Genomic DNA, 16511 nt, shown 5'->3' with positions numbered 1-16511 from the left:
GGTCTGATGCGCCCGGGCATTGGTCCATGGTGTGAAACGATTAGGCCGCCGCGTCATTTGGGAGACTGTCAGAAATGTATCTCTCAATTCAGCCCCTGGCGGGCGGCCTTTCAGTGCAGCCGCCGCGACCGTCCGGGGCAATAGGGACCGTGAGGCAGGGGTGCCAATTCCTCAATATCTAAACGACCAGACGCTCAGCTTTGAATGTCCGCGATGCCACCATCTCATCGCAAGGAAGGGCTCATGGTTCAAGGTCATCTCCACATTCGAATGCCCGGCCTGCGGTGCAACGTTGCGTCTTGGCTATCCAGAAAAGCTGCGAATTTTTGAGCGCCACAAGCACCTCGTTGGTCGACCAGCTGACCGTTGACAGGTCGGCTCAACACCGGCGGAGCCGAGATCGCTTGGCGCGACCATCGTCTGTTTGCACGGCGATTACATCCCCAGGTGTTGATAGTTTGAGGCTAGCCGACCTTGCCCAGGGTCGGTTAGGCCCGACGGTTCGCCAAACGCACCCCAACGTCGCAACTGTCGGGCCGCCTATAGGGACACCATCGCCGATTGTATTCCTCATCTTAGAGGCAACTTGGGAGCGAAATCTCCCGCTGGATATAAGGCAAGACCATCGAACATTCCATCCCCAGCTGGTACCCGAACGCCGCCTGGTTGCCCAGGTCGCGGATACCGACTACTTGGATGCGCACATGCTCATGCCAACCGAAGCTTTGGCTTCAGTATTCGGCCCGCCCAAGGATCTATGTTGAGACCGCTGCGCATCGAGCAAGGCTGCTCCTACGCCTGATAGAATTCCCGATACCATTGAACGAAACGCGGAACTCCAATCTCGACGGGGATCGTGGGCCTGAAGCCAGTTGACTTCTCTAGTGAGCTGACGTCCGCGGAGGTAGCCAAAACGTCGCCGGGCTGGGGGGCATATGGTTGCGGTTGGCCTTTCTGCCAAGTGCACCCTCCAGAACTTCGATCAATCGGTTGAGCTCAACTGGGGAATTTCCGCCGATATTGTGTATCCTGAAGGGTGCGTTGCTGCTTGCCGGATCAGGTGCCGCGCTACTCCATTCTGCATTGGCTCTCGCGGGCTGTTGCATCACGCGGACCACACCCTCGATGATATCATCGATATAGGTGAAATCACGTTGCATGTTGCCATCATTGAAGACGTCGATCGGCGCGCCGGCAAGTATGGCCTTCGTGAAGATGAACAGGGCCATATCCGGCCGGCCCCATGGCCCATACACGGTGAAGAACCGTAGTCCCGTCGTCGGGAGCCTGAGAAGATGGCTGTAAGAATGCGCCATCAGTTCGTTGGCTTTCTTGCTGGCGGCGTACAGACTCAGTGGATGGTCGGCGGAATCTTTTTCCGAGAAGGGCATACGTGTGCTGCCACCGTAGATCGAGCTCGACGATGCGTAGACCAGATGACGAACAGAAGCGTGCCGGCATCCCTCGAGGACATTGAGGAACCCTTTGAGATTGCTTTCCCCATACGCGTGCGGATTTACCAGCGAGTAGCGTACTCCGGCCTGTGCCGCGAGATTGACGACGATCTCGGGATCGACTGAGCCGAACAGCGCCGAAATACGGGTCCAGTCCGCGAGATCGGCGTGCTCGAATTCAAAATGTGGAAATTCTAGCAGCCTATCGAGCCGGGCGCGCTTCAGGTTGACGTCGTAATACTCGTTCAAGGAATCGAGCCCGACGACTTTCCATCCGTCGCAAAGCAGCCTCCGGCAGAGATGAAAGCCGATAAATCCGGCTGCTCCAGTGATCAGAACGGGCCTGCTGACGGTCATGCATATCCCAAAGCTTACAAGTCAGACCAACCTCACGAACGTTTTGCATTTCACGTCTGTTGAACACGAGACGCATCATCAGAATGATCGATGAAAGTTTCGCCACGCCGATCGATAACCGGAACATCACTTTTAGCTCAGGCAAGCCATGCTCCCGGCGTACTTGAAGGCAACTGCGGCGGATCACGACCTTGATGAGGCACCTCTTGCCCTGGAGGAGTCCAGGTGGACTGACGTGGCTACCTACGCACTGGACGACGGCGGACCGATCCTGCGCCCATATCCGCCTTTGCCAGGCGAATTTGCGGAAATCGGGATCGCTCATCATCTTGAAACCATCGTGAGGCGATACCCCGACAAGGTCGCGATCCATGATGGCTCGGAGCAACTGTCATATTCGGCGCTCGGCGCGGCGGTTGAAAAGCTGTCGCGCCGCGTTGCAAGGTCTGCGGCGCAAGGCAGCCCGGTCGGTATCTGCCAGCCAAGTTCCGTCTGGAACGTCGTTGCCATGCTCGCAACGATTGCCGCCGGGCGGATTTCAGTGCCGCTGAACGCAAAGGACCCCGACGCCCGGATCCTGGAGATTGTGTCAGCGGCCAGGCTCTGCGCGATGCTGGGACTGGGCCACAGGCCCGGCGACCTGCCGGCGGACGTCGAATGGATTGATGTGGGCGCCGACGCGGACGGTGACCTTTTGGCCGCGCCGCTTCCCTCGCCCTGCGTCGATCAGCCGGCGATCATCCTTTATACGTCGGGCAGCACGGGGCGTCCCAAGGGCATAGTCAACAGCCAGCGCGCCCTGCTTTGGCGTGTGCAACAATATGTCGATGCATGTCACATCAACTCGGACGATGTCTTTCTTCCCCTGACAGGCCCGGCCACGATTGCCGGCTGTCGCGAAATTCTTGCGGCCGTCCTGACAGGCGCCACCTTGCAGCTCGTCGATCTGGAAGCGATTGGCCTGCGCGGCGTTTGCGCCAGGATCAAGGACCAGGGCACCACAGTCACCTACCTGGTGCCGGCCTTACTTCGCGCGCTCCTGTCCAGTTCTCCCCTCGAAACGTTCAGTTCGCTCCGGGTCGTGCGGGTCGGCGGAGAAAGAGTCCTCTGGAGCGATATTGCGCTTCTGCGCAAAGCAGTTTCGCCGGGTTGTCTTGTCCAGATTGGCTATTCGTCGACAGAGACCACCGGATCACAGTGGTTCTTGCCCCCGCAACCGGCAGACGCCGAGGCGGATGTGCCGGTTGGGCGTCTGTTGCCGGGCATAGCCTTTGCGATAGTGAACGAGCAGGGACGTGCCGCACTCGCCGACGAGACGGGCGAGTTGGTGATAAAAAGCCCTTATGTGCTTCTCGGGCACTGGGAAAATGGCGCCGTCCTTCCCGCTGATCCCGACCCCGTTGACCCCAACCAACGGATTTTTGCCACCGGCGATCTTGTGCGATTGGGTGGCGATGGCCTGTTGAGGATCATTGGCCGAAAGGGTCGCCAGATAAAGATCAACGGCCGCCGCATCGAGCCAGCCGAACTCGAGAGGGTAATGCGATCGGCCTCATTCGTTCAGGAAGCAGTGGCGGTGGTGACGGAGACAAACGAGCTTATCGCGTTCGCAATCCCGAATAATGCTGCCGGCCCACGTTTCACAGACGATCTTCGCAGGCTGGTTGCAGATGCGTTGCCTTCGCCCTTGCGGCCGCTGCGACTTCACCGCGTGGATCAGATCCCCCGCCTTAGCGGCGGAAAGGTTGACCTGGCGAAACTTGCAAAGATGGACCATCTGGCAAGGAAGCCGACGACCATTGCCGATCCGCCAGGTCCAGGAAATGATTTCCAAACACGTCAGCTGGTGGAAAAGGCGTGGCGCAAGGTTCTCAACACACACGTAGCAGCAGGGCGATGGGACGAAGCCGGAGGGGACTCACTGAAACTGCTGCATTGCGTCATGGAGATCGAGACGCTCATCGGCCAGGAACTGGGCCTCGAGGGCTTCACCGTTTCGATGACCGCGGATGAGATGGTCAGGGCGGTAGTCGCGGCGCAGGTAGCCTCTTACGGCAAAGCCGCCCCGGAGCATGATCCGCCGCTGCTTTTTCTATTTCCTGGATCTGTCGGTTACGGTCCAAGCCTTGCCGCCTTCGCATCGGCGATGCGGGCGACCGCAAAGGTCGTACCGGTTCGCTACCCAGGTCTCGCGATGATCCTCAAGGGTCAACGCGACCTGGCAAGCATGACCGATGCTGCGGTCCAACAGATCAACCGTGTCCAGCCATCGGGGAATGTCCGGCTACTTGGCCACTCGCTGGGCGGGGCGGTCGCAATGGAAGTCGCCGCCCGCCTGCTTGAGGCCGGCCGGCCCGTGAGGTTCGTGGGGATCCTGGATACCAGCCTCGAGGGTGAGCGCAGCCGCCTTTGGGATACGGTTGCACGCACATTGCGCAGACTACGCTCCAACCGTATCTCGTTTTATCGCGTTGCCTGTCGCGCACTCGCGAAGATCACGGTCAGAATGGGTCATGAAAGCCGTCTTGCAGACGCGATCGACCGTTACACCGATGGCCAGTTCAACGGGGCTTGCTTCCGCATCAAGCTTGAGCTGCAAGAGGTGCTGCGGGCTCAGGCGTTCTTCCACTGGCTGAAGGAACCTAAGCCAGCACTTCCAATCCATGGCACGCTGTTTCGCTGCGCCCGCCCGGGCATGTCCCTCGCCATCGGATGGGATCGGGTGTTCAGCCACCTTCAGGTTGTTCCAGTCGTCGGCAGCCACATCGATCTGGTCGCCGAGCCACATGTCGCAACCAACCGACCGCTGATCGAGAAGGCCGTTCTGGAGACCTATACGGCGGTCGAAACGCTTCGACGGGGGGGCTAGCAAGCATGATTTCGAAATTCACAAGGCAAGCATTGGAATTGGACGCCGCCACAGAAGCAGACCGCATCATTTCATCGACGCGCGAACAGGTTCTGGTTACGCTTCGGCGGCGCGGCGTGGTGGTCGGGCTGTCGGGTGGCATCGACAGTTCCGTCGTCGCATCCTTGTGTGTACGCGCCTTCGGCAAGGAAAAGGTGCTTGGCATACTGATGCCGGAGCGAGACTCCTCGGGCGACTCGCTGAGGCTGGGACGTGTCATCGCGGCCCAGCTCGGCATCGCCACTCTGGTCGAGGACATTGCCCCGGCGCTCGATGCCATAGGCGCATACCGGCGGCAGAGCGAGGCGATCCGCTCCGTCGTTCCTGACTATGACGAAGGTTGGAAATGCAAGCTGGTGCTGACCTCCATTCTGGAAAGCCAGGGCCTCAACATCACCCGTCTTACGGTTCAAGATCCGAATGGGAGGACCAAAACGGTCCGGCTGCCTCCGGCAGCCTACCTGCAGATTGTCGCCGCGACCAACTATAAGCAGCGCATCCGCAAGATGACCGAGTACTACCATGCGGACCGTCTCGGTTACGCTGTTGCGGGTACACCCAACCGGCTCGAATACGACCAGGGTTTCTTCGTCAAGCAGGGCGACGGCATCGCCGACGTGATGCCGATCGTGCACCTGTACAAGACACAGGTCTACCAGTTGGCTGAATATCTCGGGGTGGACGAGGAAATCCGCCGCAGGCCCCCGACCACCGACACGTTCTCCCTGGCGCAAAGCCAGGAGGAGTTCTACTTTGCTTTGCCTTACCAGCTCACCGATCTGTGCCTTTTCGGCATGAACCATGGGATAGGAGCCGACGAGGTAGCGGCGGCGGCGGGCCTCACCGGCAGCCAGGTCGAAAAGGTCTTCAAGGACATCGAAGCCAAGCGCCGCGGAGCGCGTTATCTGCACTCTCGCCCTTTGCCATCCGTTCCGATGGACGTGGACTGAGCCGATGTGCGGGATCGCCGGAATATTAGCGCTGAACGCCACGGCGAAGCCGCCTTCCCGGGAGGCCTTGCTACGCATGGCTGCCGCGGTTTCCCATCGTGGTCCAGACGAGCGGGGGCTCTACCGTGACAGACGTGCCGGCCTGGCGCATGCCCGTTTATCCGTAGTCGATCTCCAGCACGGCCAGCAGCCGCTTGCCGATGCAGAAGGCCTGACCTGGATAGTGTTCAACGGCGAGATCTTCAATTACCTCGAGTTGCGGGACCGGTTGATCGCTCTTGGCCATCGGTTTCGCACCCGCTCCGATACCGAAGTCGTCCTGCATGCCTATCAGGAGTGGGGACAGGCCGCGTTCGAACGGTTGAATGGCCAATGGGCTTTGGCGATCTGGAATGCGGTTTCTGGGCGCTTGGTGCTGTCACGCGATCGCTATGGCATCTGCCCTCTGCATTTTTGCGAGCACGGCGGCCACCTTTTCTTTGCCAGCGAAATAAAGGCGATTTTCGCGTCGGAGGCCTCCATACCGCGCAGCCTTGATCCGGCGGGCCTTGACCAGACCTTCACCCTGTGGGCGGCTGTCGCTCCGCAGACCGTATTCCAAGGCATCCGCGAGGTTCGTCCTGGGCATGTCCGCGTCTACGACAAGGGCGTGGCGCACGAACAGGCATTTTGGCAACCGCGCTTTCCGAAAATTGGCGACCAGGACGAGGATCGGTTCAGAGGCTCCTTGAATGAAGCCGTCGAGGTGGTGCAGGCGGCTCTGGAAGCCGCGACGGCCTCGCGAATGACGCAGGCCGATGTTCCGGTCGGCTGCTATCTGTCGGGTGGGCTCGACAGCTCCCTTGTCGCGAAGCTCGGAAGGCGCTTCGCCGGTGAGCGTTTCCACACCTTCTCGCTGCGTTTCGCCGATGCCGAATATGACGAGACCGATTTCCAGCGTCTGGTTGCCGCGCGGACGGCAAGCGAGCACCACGAAATCGTTGTTTCGCGGGGCGACATCGCAGATGTCTTTCCGGACGTGGTCCGCCACGCGGAGCGGCCAATCCTCCGAACCGCTCCGGCGCCGCTCTTCCTGCTTTCGAGGCTGGTCCGCGAACGCGGCATCAAGGTGGTGCTGACCGGGGAAGGCGCCGACGAGATGTTCGCTGGCTACGACCTGTTTCGCGAAGGCAAGATTCGCCGCTTCTGGGGACGCCAGCCGACGTCGACGAGGCGCGCGCTCCTGCTTCAGCGGCTTTATCCTTATCTCTCGCGCTCTCCCGTCCATGAGCAGGCGCTGGCGCGGCAATTCTTCGGGCGCAACATTGCGGCTCACCAAGCGCCTGGCTTCGCGCACGACACGCGCTGGCGCACGACGAGTGCAATCAAGCGATTGTTCTGCCCGGATATATCCGCCGCCGTGGAGCGCTCCGACGCCGTGACCGAACTGCTCTCGATGCTGCCGGCAGAATTTCGCCGCTGGAATCCCCTCGCTCAGGATCAGCACCTGGAGATCCAAACCTTGATGTCGAGCTACCTGCTTTCCGCGCAGGGCGACAGGATGTTGATGGCTCACTCCGTCGAGGGCCGCTTCCCCTTCCTGGACGATAACGTCGCTGCCCTGGCAAACAAACTCCCGGACGCTTACAAGCTGCACGGCCTTGATGAAAAACATGTGCTGAAGCGCATGGCGGCGCCCCTCCTGCCGCTGGAAGTCGTCGCCCGAAAGAAGCAGCCCTATCGGGCTCCGAATGCGCTCAGTTTCTTCGCCAGCGACGCACCGGCTTACGTCGGCGATGCATTGTCCGAGACGGCACTGCGTGCAGCTGGCGTATTCGACGTCAAGTCGGTGACCAGTCTGGTCAGGAAGTGCCAGGCCAAAACCGGCGGCGGCGATATGTCGAACACCGACAACATGGCTCTGGTGGGAGTGCTGTCGACGCAGCTTCTCCATCAGCAATTTGTAGCGGTCAGGCCCGGTAGCGCAGTGGTGCCGGACCTAAGCGTCGATGTCGACTATGAGAACAGGCAAAGGGTGCCAGCGTGATCCACGATGCTGTACCGCTCCTGCAAGACTATCTCGTCCGGTCGGCCGGCCGCCTCGCCGACAAGGTAGCGTTGGTCTGCAACAGGCAACGCCTCACCTATGCCGAAATCGATGAGCGTTCGAATGGAATCGCACGCTATCTAGCGACCGCTGGCGTGCAACGCGGCGACCGCGTGATGATCTTCGCCGACAACACAGCGGAGACGGTCATCAGTTTCTGGGCGGTGCTGAAAGCGAACGCAGTCGTGTGCATCGTCAACCCGCTCACCAAAAGCGCCAAGCTTGATTATCTGCTCAATGACTGCCGACCGGCGGCGCTGATCACCGACCAGCATCTTCGCTCGGTATTCAGTGGACCTGCGCACACGTGTCGATCGTTGTGCCAGGTGATCGTATCAGGGCCGATCGAGGAGGACGAGCTCAGCCGGCTGCCCAGCGCCGTACGCTGGGAAAAGGCCGCCGAAAGAACGTCGGCTGGTCCGGAACGCAAATCGATTGACATCGATCTCGCCGCCATCGTCTACACGTCCGGATCCACCGGCGAGCCCAAAGGCGTGATGCTGACGCACCGCAACATGACCGCCGCATGCACTTCGATCGCGTCATATCTGGAGCTTCGCGAGGACGAAGTCATTCTCAACGTCCTGCCTCTCGCCTTTGACTACGGTCTCTATCAGATGCTGATGGCCTTCCGCGCCGGCGCCCGGCTGGTTCTCGAGCGCTCCTTCGCCTTTCCGGCGCGGATCCTTCAGATCATCAAAGACGAGAAGATCACCGGCTTTCCCGGCGTGCCCACCATCTTCGCTTCGCTGGCGGAACTGAAGTCGCTGAAGAACCATGACTTTTCGAGCATCCGCTATGTCACCAACACCGCCGCCGCACTGCCGCTCAAGCATATCGCCATGCTCAGGGAGCTGTTTTCGGGCGCCAGGATCTATTCAATGTACGGGCTCACCGAGTGCAAGCGCTGCACTTATCTGCCGCCCGAGGATCTCATTCGAAAGCCACTGAGCGTCGGAATAGCTATCCCGAACACCGAGATGTGGATCGTCGACGACAAGGACCGACGGGTGGAGCCCGGCAACGTCGGCCAGCTCGTCATCCGCGGCGCGACGGTGATGAAAGGTTATTGGGGCAAGCCGGAAGAGACCGCCACGCGGCTGAAGCCGGGTCCCTTGCCGGGCGAGCTGGTGCTTTACACCGGCGACTACTGCCGCATGGATGCCGAGGGCTATCTTTACTTCGTCGGTCGTGGCGACGAGATCATAAAATCCCGGGAGAGAAGGTTTCCCCGAAGGAAGTCGAAAACGCGCTGGTGAACATTCCAGGCGTCAAGGAGGCTGCCGTGGTCGGCGTCCCCGATGAACTTCTGGGCCAAGCTGTCAAAGCCTTCGTAGTGCTGGAGCAGGGCGAGCGTGCAGGTGAGCGGCAGCTCCAGATGGAATGCCAGAAGCGGCTCGAGAACTTCATGGTCCCAAAGTCCATCGTCATTGTATCCAGCCTGCCAAGGACGGAGACAGGAAAACTCAAAAAGGTTGCGCTTTTGTAGCCGCGTTGGGGTGCACACCGTATTTAGTTTTAACCGGAGAGCGGATTATGGATGCGATTTCGGCAACGAAGTTCGAGGGCGAGATTTACACCAGACAAATCCGCGATTTTCTGGCGTCGAACTTTTACATCGCCGACGTGAAATCACTCAGCGCCACGCAGTCGCTGCTCGACCAGGGCATTGTCGATTCCACGGGCGTGCTCGAGGTCATCGGCTTCATTGAAGAGACCTTTGGCATCATGGTCGAAGACAGCGAGCTACTGCCGGAGAACCTCGATTCAATACAGGGAATAGCGCAGTTCATCGCCCGCAAGAGAGCATGAGCCGGTGAATGTTGCGTCGCAGGCGAGCTTGGCGTTCGGCGCTTCGGTGAGGAGTGGGACCCAGGCAGCCTCCGCAGATCAAGACGGCAAAACCGCCTCTGAACTTCCTGGAATCACCGGTCCTAAATCCGCGGTTTCGCGTATCCAAGCACGACACGCGCCTCGCCGGCGCCGTTGCTGACGGTGCGAACGCCGTCGTAGCTCCTGCTGCGCTCGAACAGACCTGCGACCTGACGCTCCTGGCCCAGTCCTACCTCGAACAGAAGCGCGCCCCCAGGTCGCAGATAAAGATGCGCATCTTTGACCACGCGCATGTGGATAGCGATGCCGTAGGGTCCGGCCGCGAAGGCTTCACGCGGCTCGAGAGTGATCAGATGTGAGCGGTCGCCCTCTAGCCGTTTGTCCGAGATGTAGGGCGGATTGCAAACGACAACATCGATCGAACCTGGAGCCACCAGGGTGGACAAAGGTTCGAAAAGATCGCCCTGTATGACCGACACTCGGTTGGCCAATCCGTGATGGGAGACGTTGCGGCGCGCCACCTCGACACAACTATCGGTAAGATCGCTGGCCCAGACCTGCGCCGTAGCAACATGATGGCCGATGCCACAGGCCAGATTTCCGGCGCCGCAGCACATATCAACGACACGCGGCGCCGGCAGCTTCATTTGACGCAAAAGGTCGACCGCGGTCGAGCCTAGCAGCTCCGTCTCCGGCCTCGGGACAAGGGCGCCTGAGGAAACCAGCATCTCCACGCCCATGAAGATGGTGCTGCCTTTGCTGTAGGCGTGGGCGACATCGATATCCTCGCTCAAGACCTGCCTCCATCCTCGAAGCCGAGCGGTCGCCTGGGCGACGTAGCGCTATTGCGCTGCCGCGCTTTCCATCTCGTTGTTGAACCGGACCTCGATGGTGTCTCCCGGCGCTACCTCGGTGTCCTCGTCCGATGCTTGCTTGCGCCATTGCCCATCGACGTTTCGGACGATCGTCATCTGAGCTCGAACGGTTTCGCCGGCGATCGACAAAGGCGCGGCGGTCGCACCCAAGGGCTGGAGTTTCTGGCTTGCCGCGCGCAGCCTGGTGCCGATATCGGCGAGGCGAACCTCCGTATCTCGCAACTCGTTCAACAGACCGATGCGCCTTTGGTTCTCGTTGCGTTCGATTTGCCTGACAAAGTCTTCCTGCTGGCGCTGCGTTCGCATCAGTTCCACCGAGGTTTCCAGCGCACGGGTTGACGAAAGCAGGACGGCGCGACGGACATCGGCAAGTCTGTTGTTAGTGAGGTTGCCAGCTTTGAACGCCTTGGTGACCTGCTGCAAATCGTCTTCATCGGCCTTCACTCCGGCCGCTTCATCCTGTGCGCGCTTCATCAGCGTTTCGATCTGCGCTGCAGCATCCTTTGCGCCCTTTTCGACAAAGCTCTGTTCTTGTTTGAAATTGTTCAAGGAGAGCTTTAACGCTTCCGCTTCGGCCTTCGCCAATCCTGCTGCCAGCGCCGGGGCAAGGGGCGATCCCTGTGGCGGCTGGGTGTCGAAGTTTTCCTGCTTGTCCAGTTCGGCGCGCAGGCGGGCGCTGTGAAAATATTCCCTAGTGTATTCGCCCCAGATCATCTCGTAATCACGTCGGAGATCGATGGGGTCCGGGCCTGCCTGGTTGGTGCGCGCCCGCAATAGGCTGAACCCGCCGGCGACCGCGATTGCCTGTCGCACCGTCATGAGCGGACGATAGGCCTGCTGTCCGGGGGTGAGCACGTCGCCGGTAACATAGATCGGGCGATACTCGGCGATTGTCGCTGTCACGTCGCTCGGCCTTACGACCGCCATCTGTTCGCGACCGTCCGGCGCGCGGACGTGAAAGATCTTGGTCGGCAGGATCGTTTGCATTCGGCTTTGCAATTCTGGCCGCGTCAGGCCACCGACGGAAACCGCGCCGACTTCAGGCAGCACGATCGTGCCGTCCACCTGGACGACCGCGCGTTGGGTCCGGTCTGCGATGGAAGCAATTCCGATCTCGACCGTGTCGCCGGGCGAAATCCGATAGAGGGACGACGTGTCGGCCGCCACGGCCAATGACGCGGTGCCTAAAACCGCGAGAACCGCAACGGAGAACCGGCTATGGCTGGCCATTTGAAGCGACCTCCTTCGGAATTTGACATTCGCTTGAATCGAAGCATGCGACCTGTCGCGGAGCGTGTCCCCGGACATGCCGCATGCATTTGGCGCCAATGATACGATACAGCCTTTTGCGTGCTGTACGAGAATAATGGAATGCGTCGGCGCGATGGCCGGCTTGGGCGACGCAAAGGAATAAGCGCGTACCTTCGCTGACCGCACGCAGCCCACGGGCCGAGGGTGCAGTAGGCACCGCGGCAGTGCGGCAGGAAGAGTGGTCAGCTTCACGTCATGTAGCCCATTTCATGGCGCACCAGCCCACGGTTGAGACGCGCCCGCCACCACGCAATGGTTCGTTTCAGGCCCTCGCGCAGGTCCGTGTGCGCCCTCCACCCGGTCGCGCGCTCAAGCCGGGACGAATCCGCCAGCAGCGCGCGAACCTCGGAATTTTGCGGGCGCAGCCGGCTCTCGTCGCGGCGCACAGGCTTGTTGGAGCCGCTCAGTTCCACCACCAGATCGAGCACGTCCGAAATGGTCACGGCACGCTGGCTTCCGGCGTTGTAGGCATGGCCGAATTCGAGGTCAGCCGAACCGGCGCTAAGAAACGCCGCGGCAGTGTCTTCGACAAAGGTCAGGTCACGGATCGGACTTGTGTCTCCCACCATGATGGCCGGGCAGTTCGCATCGATCGCTTGCCTGATGAGGGTGGGAACGATCGCACGCTCGCTTTGCCGCGGCCCGAAGGCATTGAATGGACGAAGCATCACGACCGGCACGTCGAAGGAGCGCGCGTAAGACTCGGCCATCATATCGGCTCCGATTTTCGAAGCTGAATATGGCGACTGCCCCTGCAGCGGATGGGATTCACTGATCGGCATCGTCAATGCGGTGCCGTAAACCTCACTGGTGGATGTATGCACCACACGCTCGGTATCCCACTGGCGTGCCGCTTCCAGGACATTGACGGTGCCCATGATGTTGGTCTCAACATAGGACTGGGCGGCCGCATAGGAATAGGGGATAGCGATCAACGCGGCGAGATGGAACACGACGGACTGGCCGCGGACGATCCGATTCAAGAACGCGCTGTCGCGAACATCGCCGCGAACCAGCTTGAGGTAGTTGCGGATCTCGTCCGGGAGATCATCGAGCCATCCATGGCTGTCGAAGGAATTATAAAGAGCCAAGGCAGTCACATCGGCTCCGCCGCGGACCAGAGCCTCAGTAAGGTGCGATCCGATGAACCCATCCGCTCCGGTCACCAGAACTCTTTTGCCTTTGTAGTTCATGATCAGACAATCCCTGCAGCACCTTGATTCGAACCGCCAAAATCGCGACTACGTTTCGCTTGGACGCCCCGCCGTCATCCCAAGGACAATGAAAATTCCTCGAACGATCATTGCCGCATCCGACACAAGTGTCCGGCGCGCATAGTAGGAAAGATCAATCCTGGCTTTGGTCGGAAACAGCACCTCTCTGTAGAAGGCTGTTGGCTCGACATCTCGGGGATAGAAGAGCGCCTCGTGGCGGAACTTGATCTGGGCAGGACCGAACAAGCCTGGCTTGTATTGCAGCACGGCTTCGTAGCCGTCCCTGAAGCAGTCGGCGAACGACAAGCTCTCCGGACGAGGGCCGACCAGGGCCATTTCGCCCTTCAGTACATTCCACAGCTGCGGCAGTTCATCCATCTTGCTGGAAGCGAGAAACCTGCCGACCCTTGTCATGCGCTGGTCATTGGCAAGGGTTAATGCGAGGCCCGCCGCATCGCATCGCGGATAGAATTTTCGAAACTTGTACATTCGAAAGAGCTGGCCGCCCACGCCTATGCGGGTCTGCACAAAGATCACCGGGCGCCCACCTTCCAGCAGCAGAGCCACCGCAACAAGCAGCATCAGCGGCGAGAACACGACGAGGCACGAAATTGCCGCGAGGACATCCATGGCGCGCCGGGCAAGCCCGTGGTGTACCGACCTCGTGGCGAGCCGATGAATGGGCAGGTCCATCGCGTTCATGCAGCGGCCCCTTCACGCGTGCTCCTGACGAGTGTCGAGGCCAACGCATCCACCACGGCTTCCACGACTGGTGATGTGATCTGGGGATGCAGAGGAATGGTGAGCTCGCGTTCGGCGAAGCCTTCCGTGCACGGCAAGTGGACACCTGGGCAACGTTCGCGGTAGAGCGTCATTTGGTGCACGGGGGAGTAGTGGATCGTGGTCTGTATGCCTTGCGCACGCAGCCCGTCGATCACGTCTTGCCGGTTGACGTAGGCCGGCAAGAGAATTGGCATAATGTGGTATGCTGAGGTGCGGGGCTCGCTGAACGGTATTGAAATGTCCGGGCACCGCGTGGCGATGAGACGGCGGTAGAGCGCAACAAGAATGCGCCTGACGTCGTTCCACTCCTGCAGATTGCGCAACTGAACCAGGCCCAGCGCGGCCCGCATCTCGTCCATGCGGTAGTTGAAGCCCAACATCGTGACGTCGTATTGTGGGGTACGACTGTTCAGTCTCTGATGGGTCCCCGTTGTCATGCCGTGGCCGCGGGCTTGACGGATGGCGTCGAGTAGATCCGGGTCCCTCGAGATGACCGCGCCGCCTTCAGCGGTGGTCATGTTCTTGTTGCCGTAGAAGCTGAAGGCCGCCCCGGCGCCGAAAGTGCCAACTTCCTTGAGGCCGGGTGCGTGCGCTGCATCCTCCACGATGCAGAGGCCGCGCACGCTCGCGAATGCCTGCCAGTCTTCCTTGTGGGCCAGATAGCCTGCGAAGTGGACCAGAATCACGGCTCTCGTGCGTGGCGTACATCGGGCCTCTGCGTCAGCGACTGACATGAGAGGAACGTCGTCCGACTCTATGTCCACGAAAACCGGCGTGGCGCCGACATAGAGCACGGCGTTCACCGTCGCCACGAAAGTCAACGAAGGAACCAGCACCTCGTCGCCGGGTCCAATGCCAAGTGCGTGCAGGATGAGGTGAAGGGCTGCAGTGCACGAGTTGACGGCAACGCAATCATCGGCGCCATGCATCGCCGCGAATGCCTCTTCAAACGCCCGGACCCGCTCGCCCATTGTCAGCCAGCCGCTGTCGATCACTTTCGATAAGGCGGCCTTTTCCGGCACGCCCAATACGGGCTCACTAACCAGGAGCATCACAACCTCCGCTGAACTCGCCTGGTTTTAGACAGCTTCATGCTGCTGCGACCTCAATTGACGCCGACTGCTCCTCCCACGAAGTAGCCTGCGCTTTCTGGAAGTCCTCGACGCGACCGATGTCTAGCCAAAGACCGTCGTGCTTAAAGACATGGACGGGCTTGCCGCTCTGAAGCATCTGCAGCATTAGATCGTCGAATCCAAAAGGGATTCCCGACGGGATAAACTGCATGACGCCCGGATCCATGCAGTATATCCCCATACTAACCAAGTGTGAGAGCGACGGTTTCTCGCGAAAGACCTGGACGGTATCATTGACTTCGTCAATAACTCCGAAATCCATCTTGGTGATGCGCGAGGCAGTCGCGATGGTTACGAGGTCATTGTGTGCCTTATGCGCTGCCACGAAGCGGCTGAGGCTCAAGTCGGTAAGCACGTCGCCGTTGAGAACAAGAAACGGCTCATCCAACTCGTCCCTGATCAGGGACAGCGGCCCGATCGTCCCCAACGGCTCCATCTCCTGCGTGTAGCGGATCTTGATATTCCATTGCGAGCCGTCGCCGCACACGCTACGGATCAGATGTCCAAGATAGCCGGTCGTGACATAGACATTCTCGATGCCGTTGCGCCGCAGCCATTTAAGCAGCAATTCGAGCACTGGCCGGGCGCCGATCGGCATGAGAGGTTTCGGCAGCACCGAGGTGAACGGCCGAAGCCTGGTGCCCATTCCGCCGCATTGAATAACCGCTTTCATACGATCCTCCCGCACAAATGACCGACACGGCCAGTGACCAGAGTTTTGTCGATGACCGGCCTCTACGGACCTGGTCCCCGACCTCCTGCGAGAAAATTAGCCCTCTGACAGCGGCCTGTCGTCGTGCGTTCGAATGGCGATCTGTTCGTTGCCAATACGGATCATGTGCCGGCAAATCGAGGCCGAACATCGTCAGGTCGCGCCAGGGCGATCTCCTTGACGTGTCCTGCGGACACCTTTGCGATGACCTTCTCGAAATTGTGAGGGTCGTCGCCGTTTACTTGTATCAGGGGCCATCCCTCCCGGTTCAAGCACTCGCCGACCTGCCTTGCCAAGTCAGCCTGCCTCAGTCCCCTTTCCACCCCGAGTTCGAACAGCAACACCTCGAGAAATGGTTGCTGCGCATATCGATCCACAAGGCGGCGGCGCAGAGTTTCTTGCGGCGCGTCCAATTGAACCAGGATATCCGGCCTCGGCAGGAACGCCAGGGTGTCGCGTATTGCGTCAACGCTGGGATTGCGCGCGAAAACCAGCATCGCGCACAGGGCCTGAATGAGGCCTTCCTCGAAGATAAAGCAGCCCTCGGATTCTTGCGCTTTATGCCAGGACTCGCACAGCAGAGCGATGTCGACCTTCATTCGCCATGACCAGGTGCGGCTTCGAAGAGGGAGGGACGCCAGGAGACGCGCAGCGACACTGTTGTTCGGCAAGGTGGCCAGCAGGATGGGACCGCAAGTCGCGATCTTCCGGCCGATCCTGCCTATCCCGTGGCGCGTTTCGGGGACGTCTTGCGATGCCGATGCTTGTTCAATGAGCCGATAGCCGTTCACGGTCTTTACGCTAACGCCTCGTTCAGCCATGCCATGACAGACGCGGCGTAGGAGTGTGGTCTTGCCCGCGCCAGGCGGCCCGAATAGTTCGATGATCATGTCCG

At 60.2% G+C, this 16511-nt stretch carries 11 protein-coding genes and 2 pseudogenes; 5 read left to right on the top strand and 8 right to left on the bottom strand.

The features are described 5' to 3' along the window. Positions 1-792: 792 nt before the first annotated feature. Positions 793-1811: pseudogene (locus EJ069_RS08015) on the bottom strand (NAD-dependent epimerase). Positions 1812-2046: 235 nt separating this feature from the next. Here EJ069_RS08015 and EJ069_RS08010 point away from each other — a divergent pair. The 5 genes and pseudogenes from EJ069_RS08010 to EJ069_RS07990 all read left to right on the top strand — a co-directional run bounded on the left by EJ069_RS08010 (position 2047) and on the right by EJ069_RS07990 (position 9567). Next, positions 2047-4680, top strand: a complete 2634-nt coding sequence (locus EJ069_RS08010) for an AMP-binding protein (RefSeq protein ID WP_348639360.1) — start codon at positions 2047-2049, stop codon at positions 4678-4680. A gap of 5 nt (positions 4681-4685) precedes the next feature. Continuing rightward, positions 4686-5669: an NAD(+) synthase gene (gene nadE / locus EJ069_RS08005; RefSeq protein ID WP_126060840.1), complete on the top strand. Its 984-nt coding sequence runs from the start codon at positions 4686-4688 to the stop codon at positions 5667-5669. A 4-nt stretch (positions 5670-5673) separates the two neighbouring features. Further along, the gene (asnB, locus tag EJ069_RS08000) at positions 5674-7695 is read left to right on the top strand and encodes an asparagine synthase (glutamine-hydrolyzing) (RefSeq protein ID WP_126060839.1); all 2022 of its coding nucleotides are present in this window, start codon (positions 5674-5676) and stop codon (positions 7693-7695) included. Further along, a pseudogene (locus tag EJ069_RS07995) lies at positions 7692-9244 on the top strand (AMP-binding protein). The gene asnB and the pseudogene EJ069_RS07995 overlap by 4 nt, the downstream one beginning before the upstream one ends. A 47-nt stretch (positions 9245-9291) precedes the next feature. Further along, positions 9292-9567 (top strand): acyl carrier protein, encoded by a 276-nt coding sequence (locus EJ069_RS07990; protein WP_126060838.1) that lies wholly within the window; start codon positions 9292-9294, stop codon positions 9565-9567. Positions 9568-9689: 122 nt separating this feature from the next. On the opposite strand, the gene EJ069_RS07985 is transcribed toward EJ069_RS07990, so the two are convergent. The 7 genes from EJ069_RS07985 to EJ069_RS07955 form a co-directional block, all read right to left on the bottom strand. Then, positions 9690-10382, bottom strand: a complete 693-nt coding sequence (locus tag EJ069_RS07985; protein ID WP_126060837.1) for a class I SAM-dependent methyltransferase — start codon at positions 10380-10382, stop codon at positions 9690-9692. A 48-nt stretch (positions 10383-10430) separates the two neighbouring features. Continuing rightward, complete coding sequence (locus EJ069_RS07980) at positions 10431-11693, bottom strand: polysaccharide biosynthesis/export family protein (protein WP_126060836.1); 1263 nt, start codon at positions 11691-11693, stop codon at positions 10431-10433. Between the two features lie 269 nt (positions 11694-11962). After that, the gene (locus EJ069_RS07975; RefSeq protein WP_126060835.1) at positions 11963-12967 is read right to left on the bottom strand and encodes an SDR family NAD(P)-dependent oxidoreductase; all 1005 of its coding nucleotides are present in this window, start codon (positions 12965-12967) and stop codon (positions 11963-11965) included. Between the two features lie 48 nt (positions 12968-13015). Continuing rightward, positions 13016-13690, bottom strand: a complete 675-nt coding sequence (locus EJ069_RS07970; protein ID WP_126060834.1) for a sugar transferase — start codon at positions 13688-13690, stop codon at positions 13016-13018. Next, a complete protein-coding gene (locus tag EJ069_RS07965) occupies positions 13687-14823 on the bottom strand; it encodes a DegT/DnrJ/EryC1/StrS aminotransferase family protein (RefSeq protein WP_126060833.1) in 1137 nt (378 codons plus the stop codon). Before EJ069_RS07965 ends, EJ069_RS07970 begins: the two co-directional genes overlap by 4 nt. A gap of 37 nt (positions 14824-14860) precedes the next feature. Further along, entirely contained in the window at positions 14861-15577 is a 717-nt protein-coding gene (locus tag EJ069_RS07960; protein ID WP_126060832.1) for a sugar phosphate nucleotidyltransferase, read from the bottom strand. Positions 15578-15738: 161 nt separating this feature from the next. Then, positions 15739-16506: an AAA family ATPase gene (locus tag EJ069_RS07955; protein ID WP_126060831.1), complete on the bottom strand. Its 768-nt coding sequence runs from the start codon at positions 16504-16506 to the stop codon at positions 15739-15741. Between the last annotated feature and the right edge of the window lie 5 nt (positions 16507-16511).

This window comes from Mesorhizobium sp. M2A.F.Ca.ET.043.05.1.1 (assembly GCF_003952445.1).
Taxonomy (GTDB): domain Bacteria; phylum Pseudomonadota; class Alphaproteobacteria; order Rhizobiales; family Rhizobiaceae; genus Mesorhizobium.
Note: the sequence above shows the minus strand (reverse complement) of the source record. Positions and strands in the feature narration are given on the sequence as shown.

What these genes read in the sequence shown, in the direction of transcription:
- nadE (WP_126060840.1), top strand. Translation starts at nt 4,686, where the DNA reads ATGATTTCGAAATTCACAAGGCAAGCATTGGAATTGGACGCCGCCACA.
- asnB (WP_126060839.1), top strand. Translation starts at nt 5,674, where the DNA reads ATGTGCGGGATCGCCGGAATATTAGCGCTGAACGCCACGGCGAAGCCG.
- EJ069_RS07990 (WP_126060838.1), top strand. Translation starts at nt 9,292, where the DNA reads ATGGATGCGATTTCGGCAACGAAGTTCGAGGGCGAGATTTACACCAGA.
- EJ069_RS07980 (WP_126060836.1), bottom strand. Translation starts at nt 11,693, where the DNA reads ATGGCCAGCCATAGCCGGTTCTCCGTTGCGGTTCTCGCGGTTTTAGGC.
- EJ069_RS07975 (WP_126060835.1), bottom strand. Translation starts at nt 12,967, where the DNA reads ATGAACTACAAAGGCAAAAGAGTTCTGGTGACCGGAGCGGATGGGTTC.
- EJ069_RS07970 (WP_126060834.1), bottom strand. Translation starts at nt 13,690, where the DNA reads ATGAACGCGATGGACCTGCCCATTCATCGGCTCGCCACGAGGTCGGTA.
- EJ069_RS07965 (WP_126060833.1), bottom strand. Translation starts at nt 14,823, where the DNA reads ATGCTCCTGGTTAGTGAGCCCGTATTGGGCGTGCCGGAAAAGGCCGCC.
- EJ069_RS07960 (WP_126060832.1), bottom strand. Translation starts at nt 15,577, where the DNA reads ATGAAAGCGGTTATTCAATGCGGCGGAATGGGCACCAGGCTTCGGCCG.
- EJ069_RS07955 (WP_126060831.1), bottom strand. Translation starts at nt 16,506, where the DNA reads ATGATCATCGAACTATTCGGGCCGCCTGGCGCGGGCAAGACCACACTC.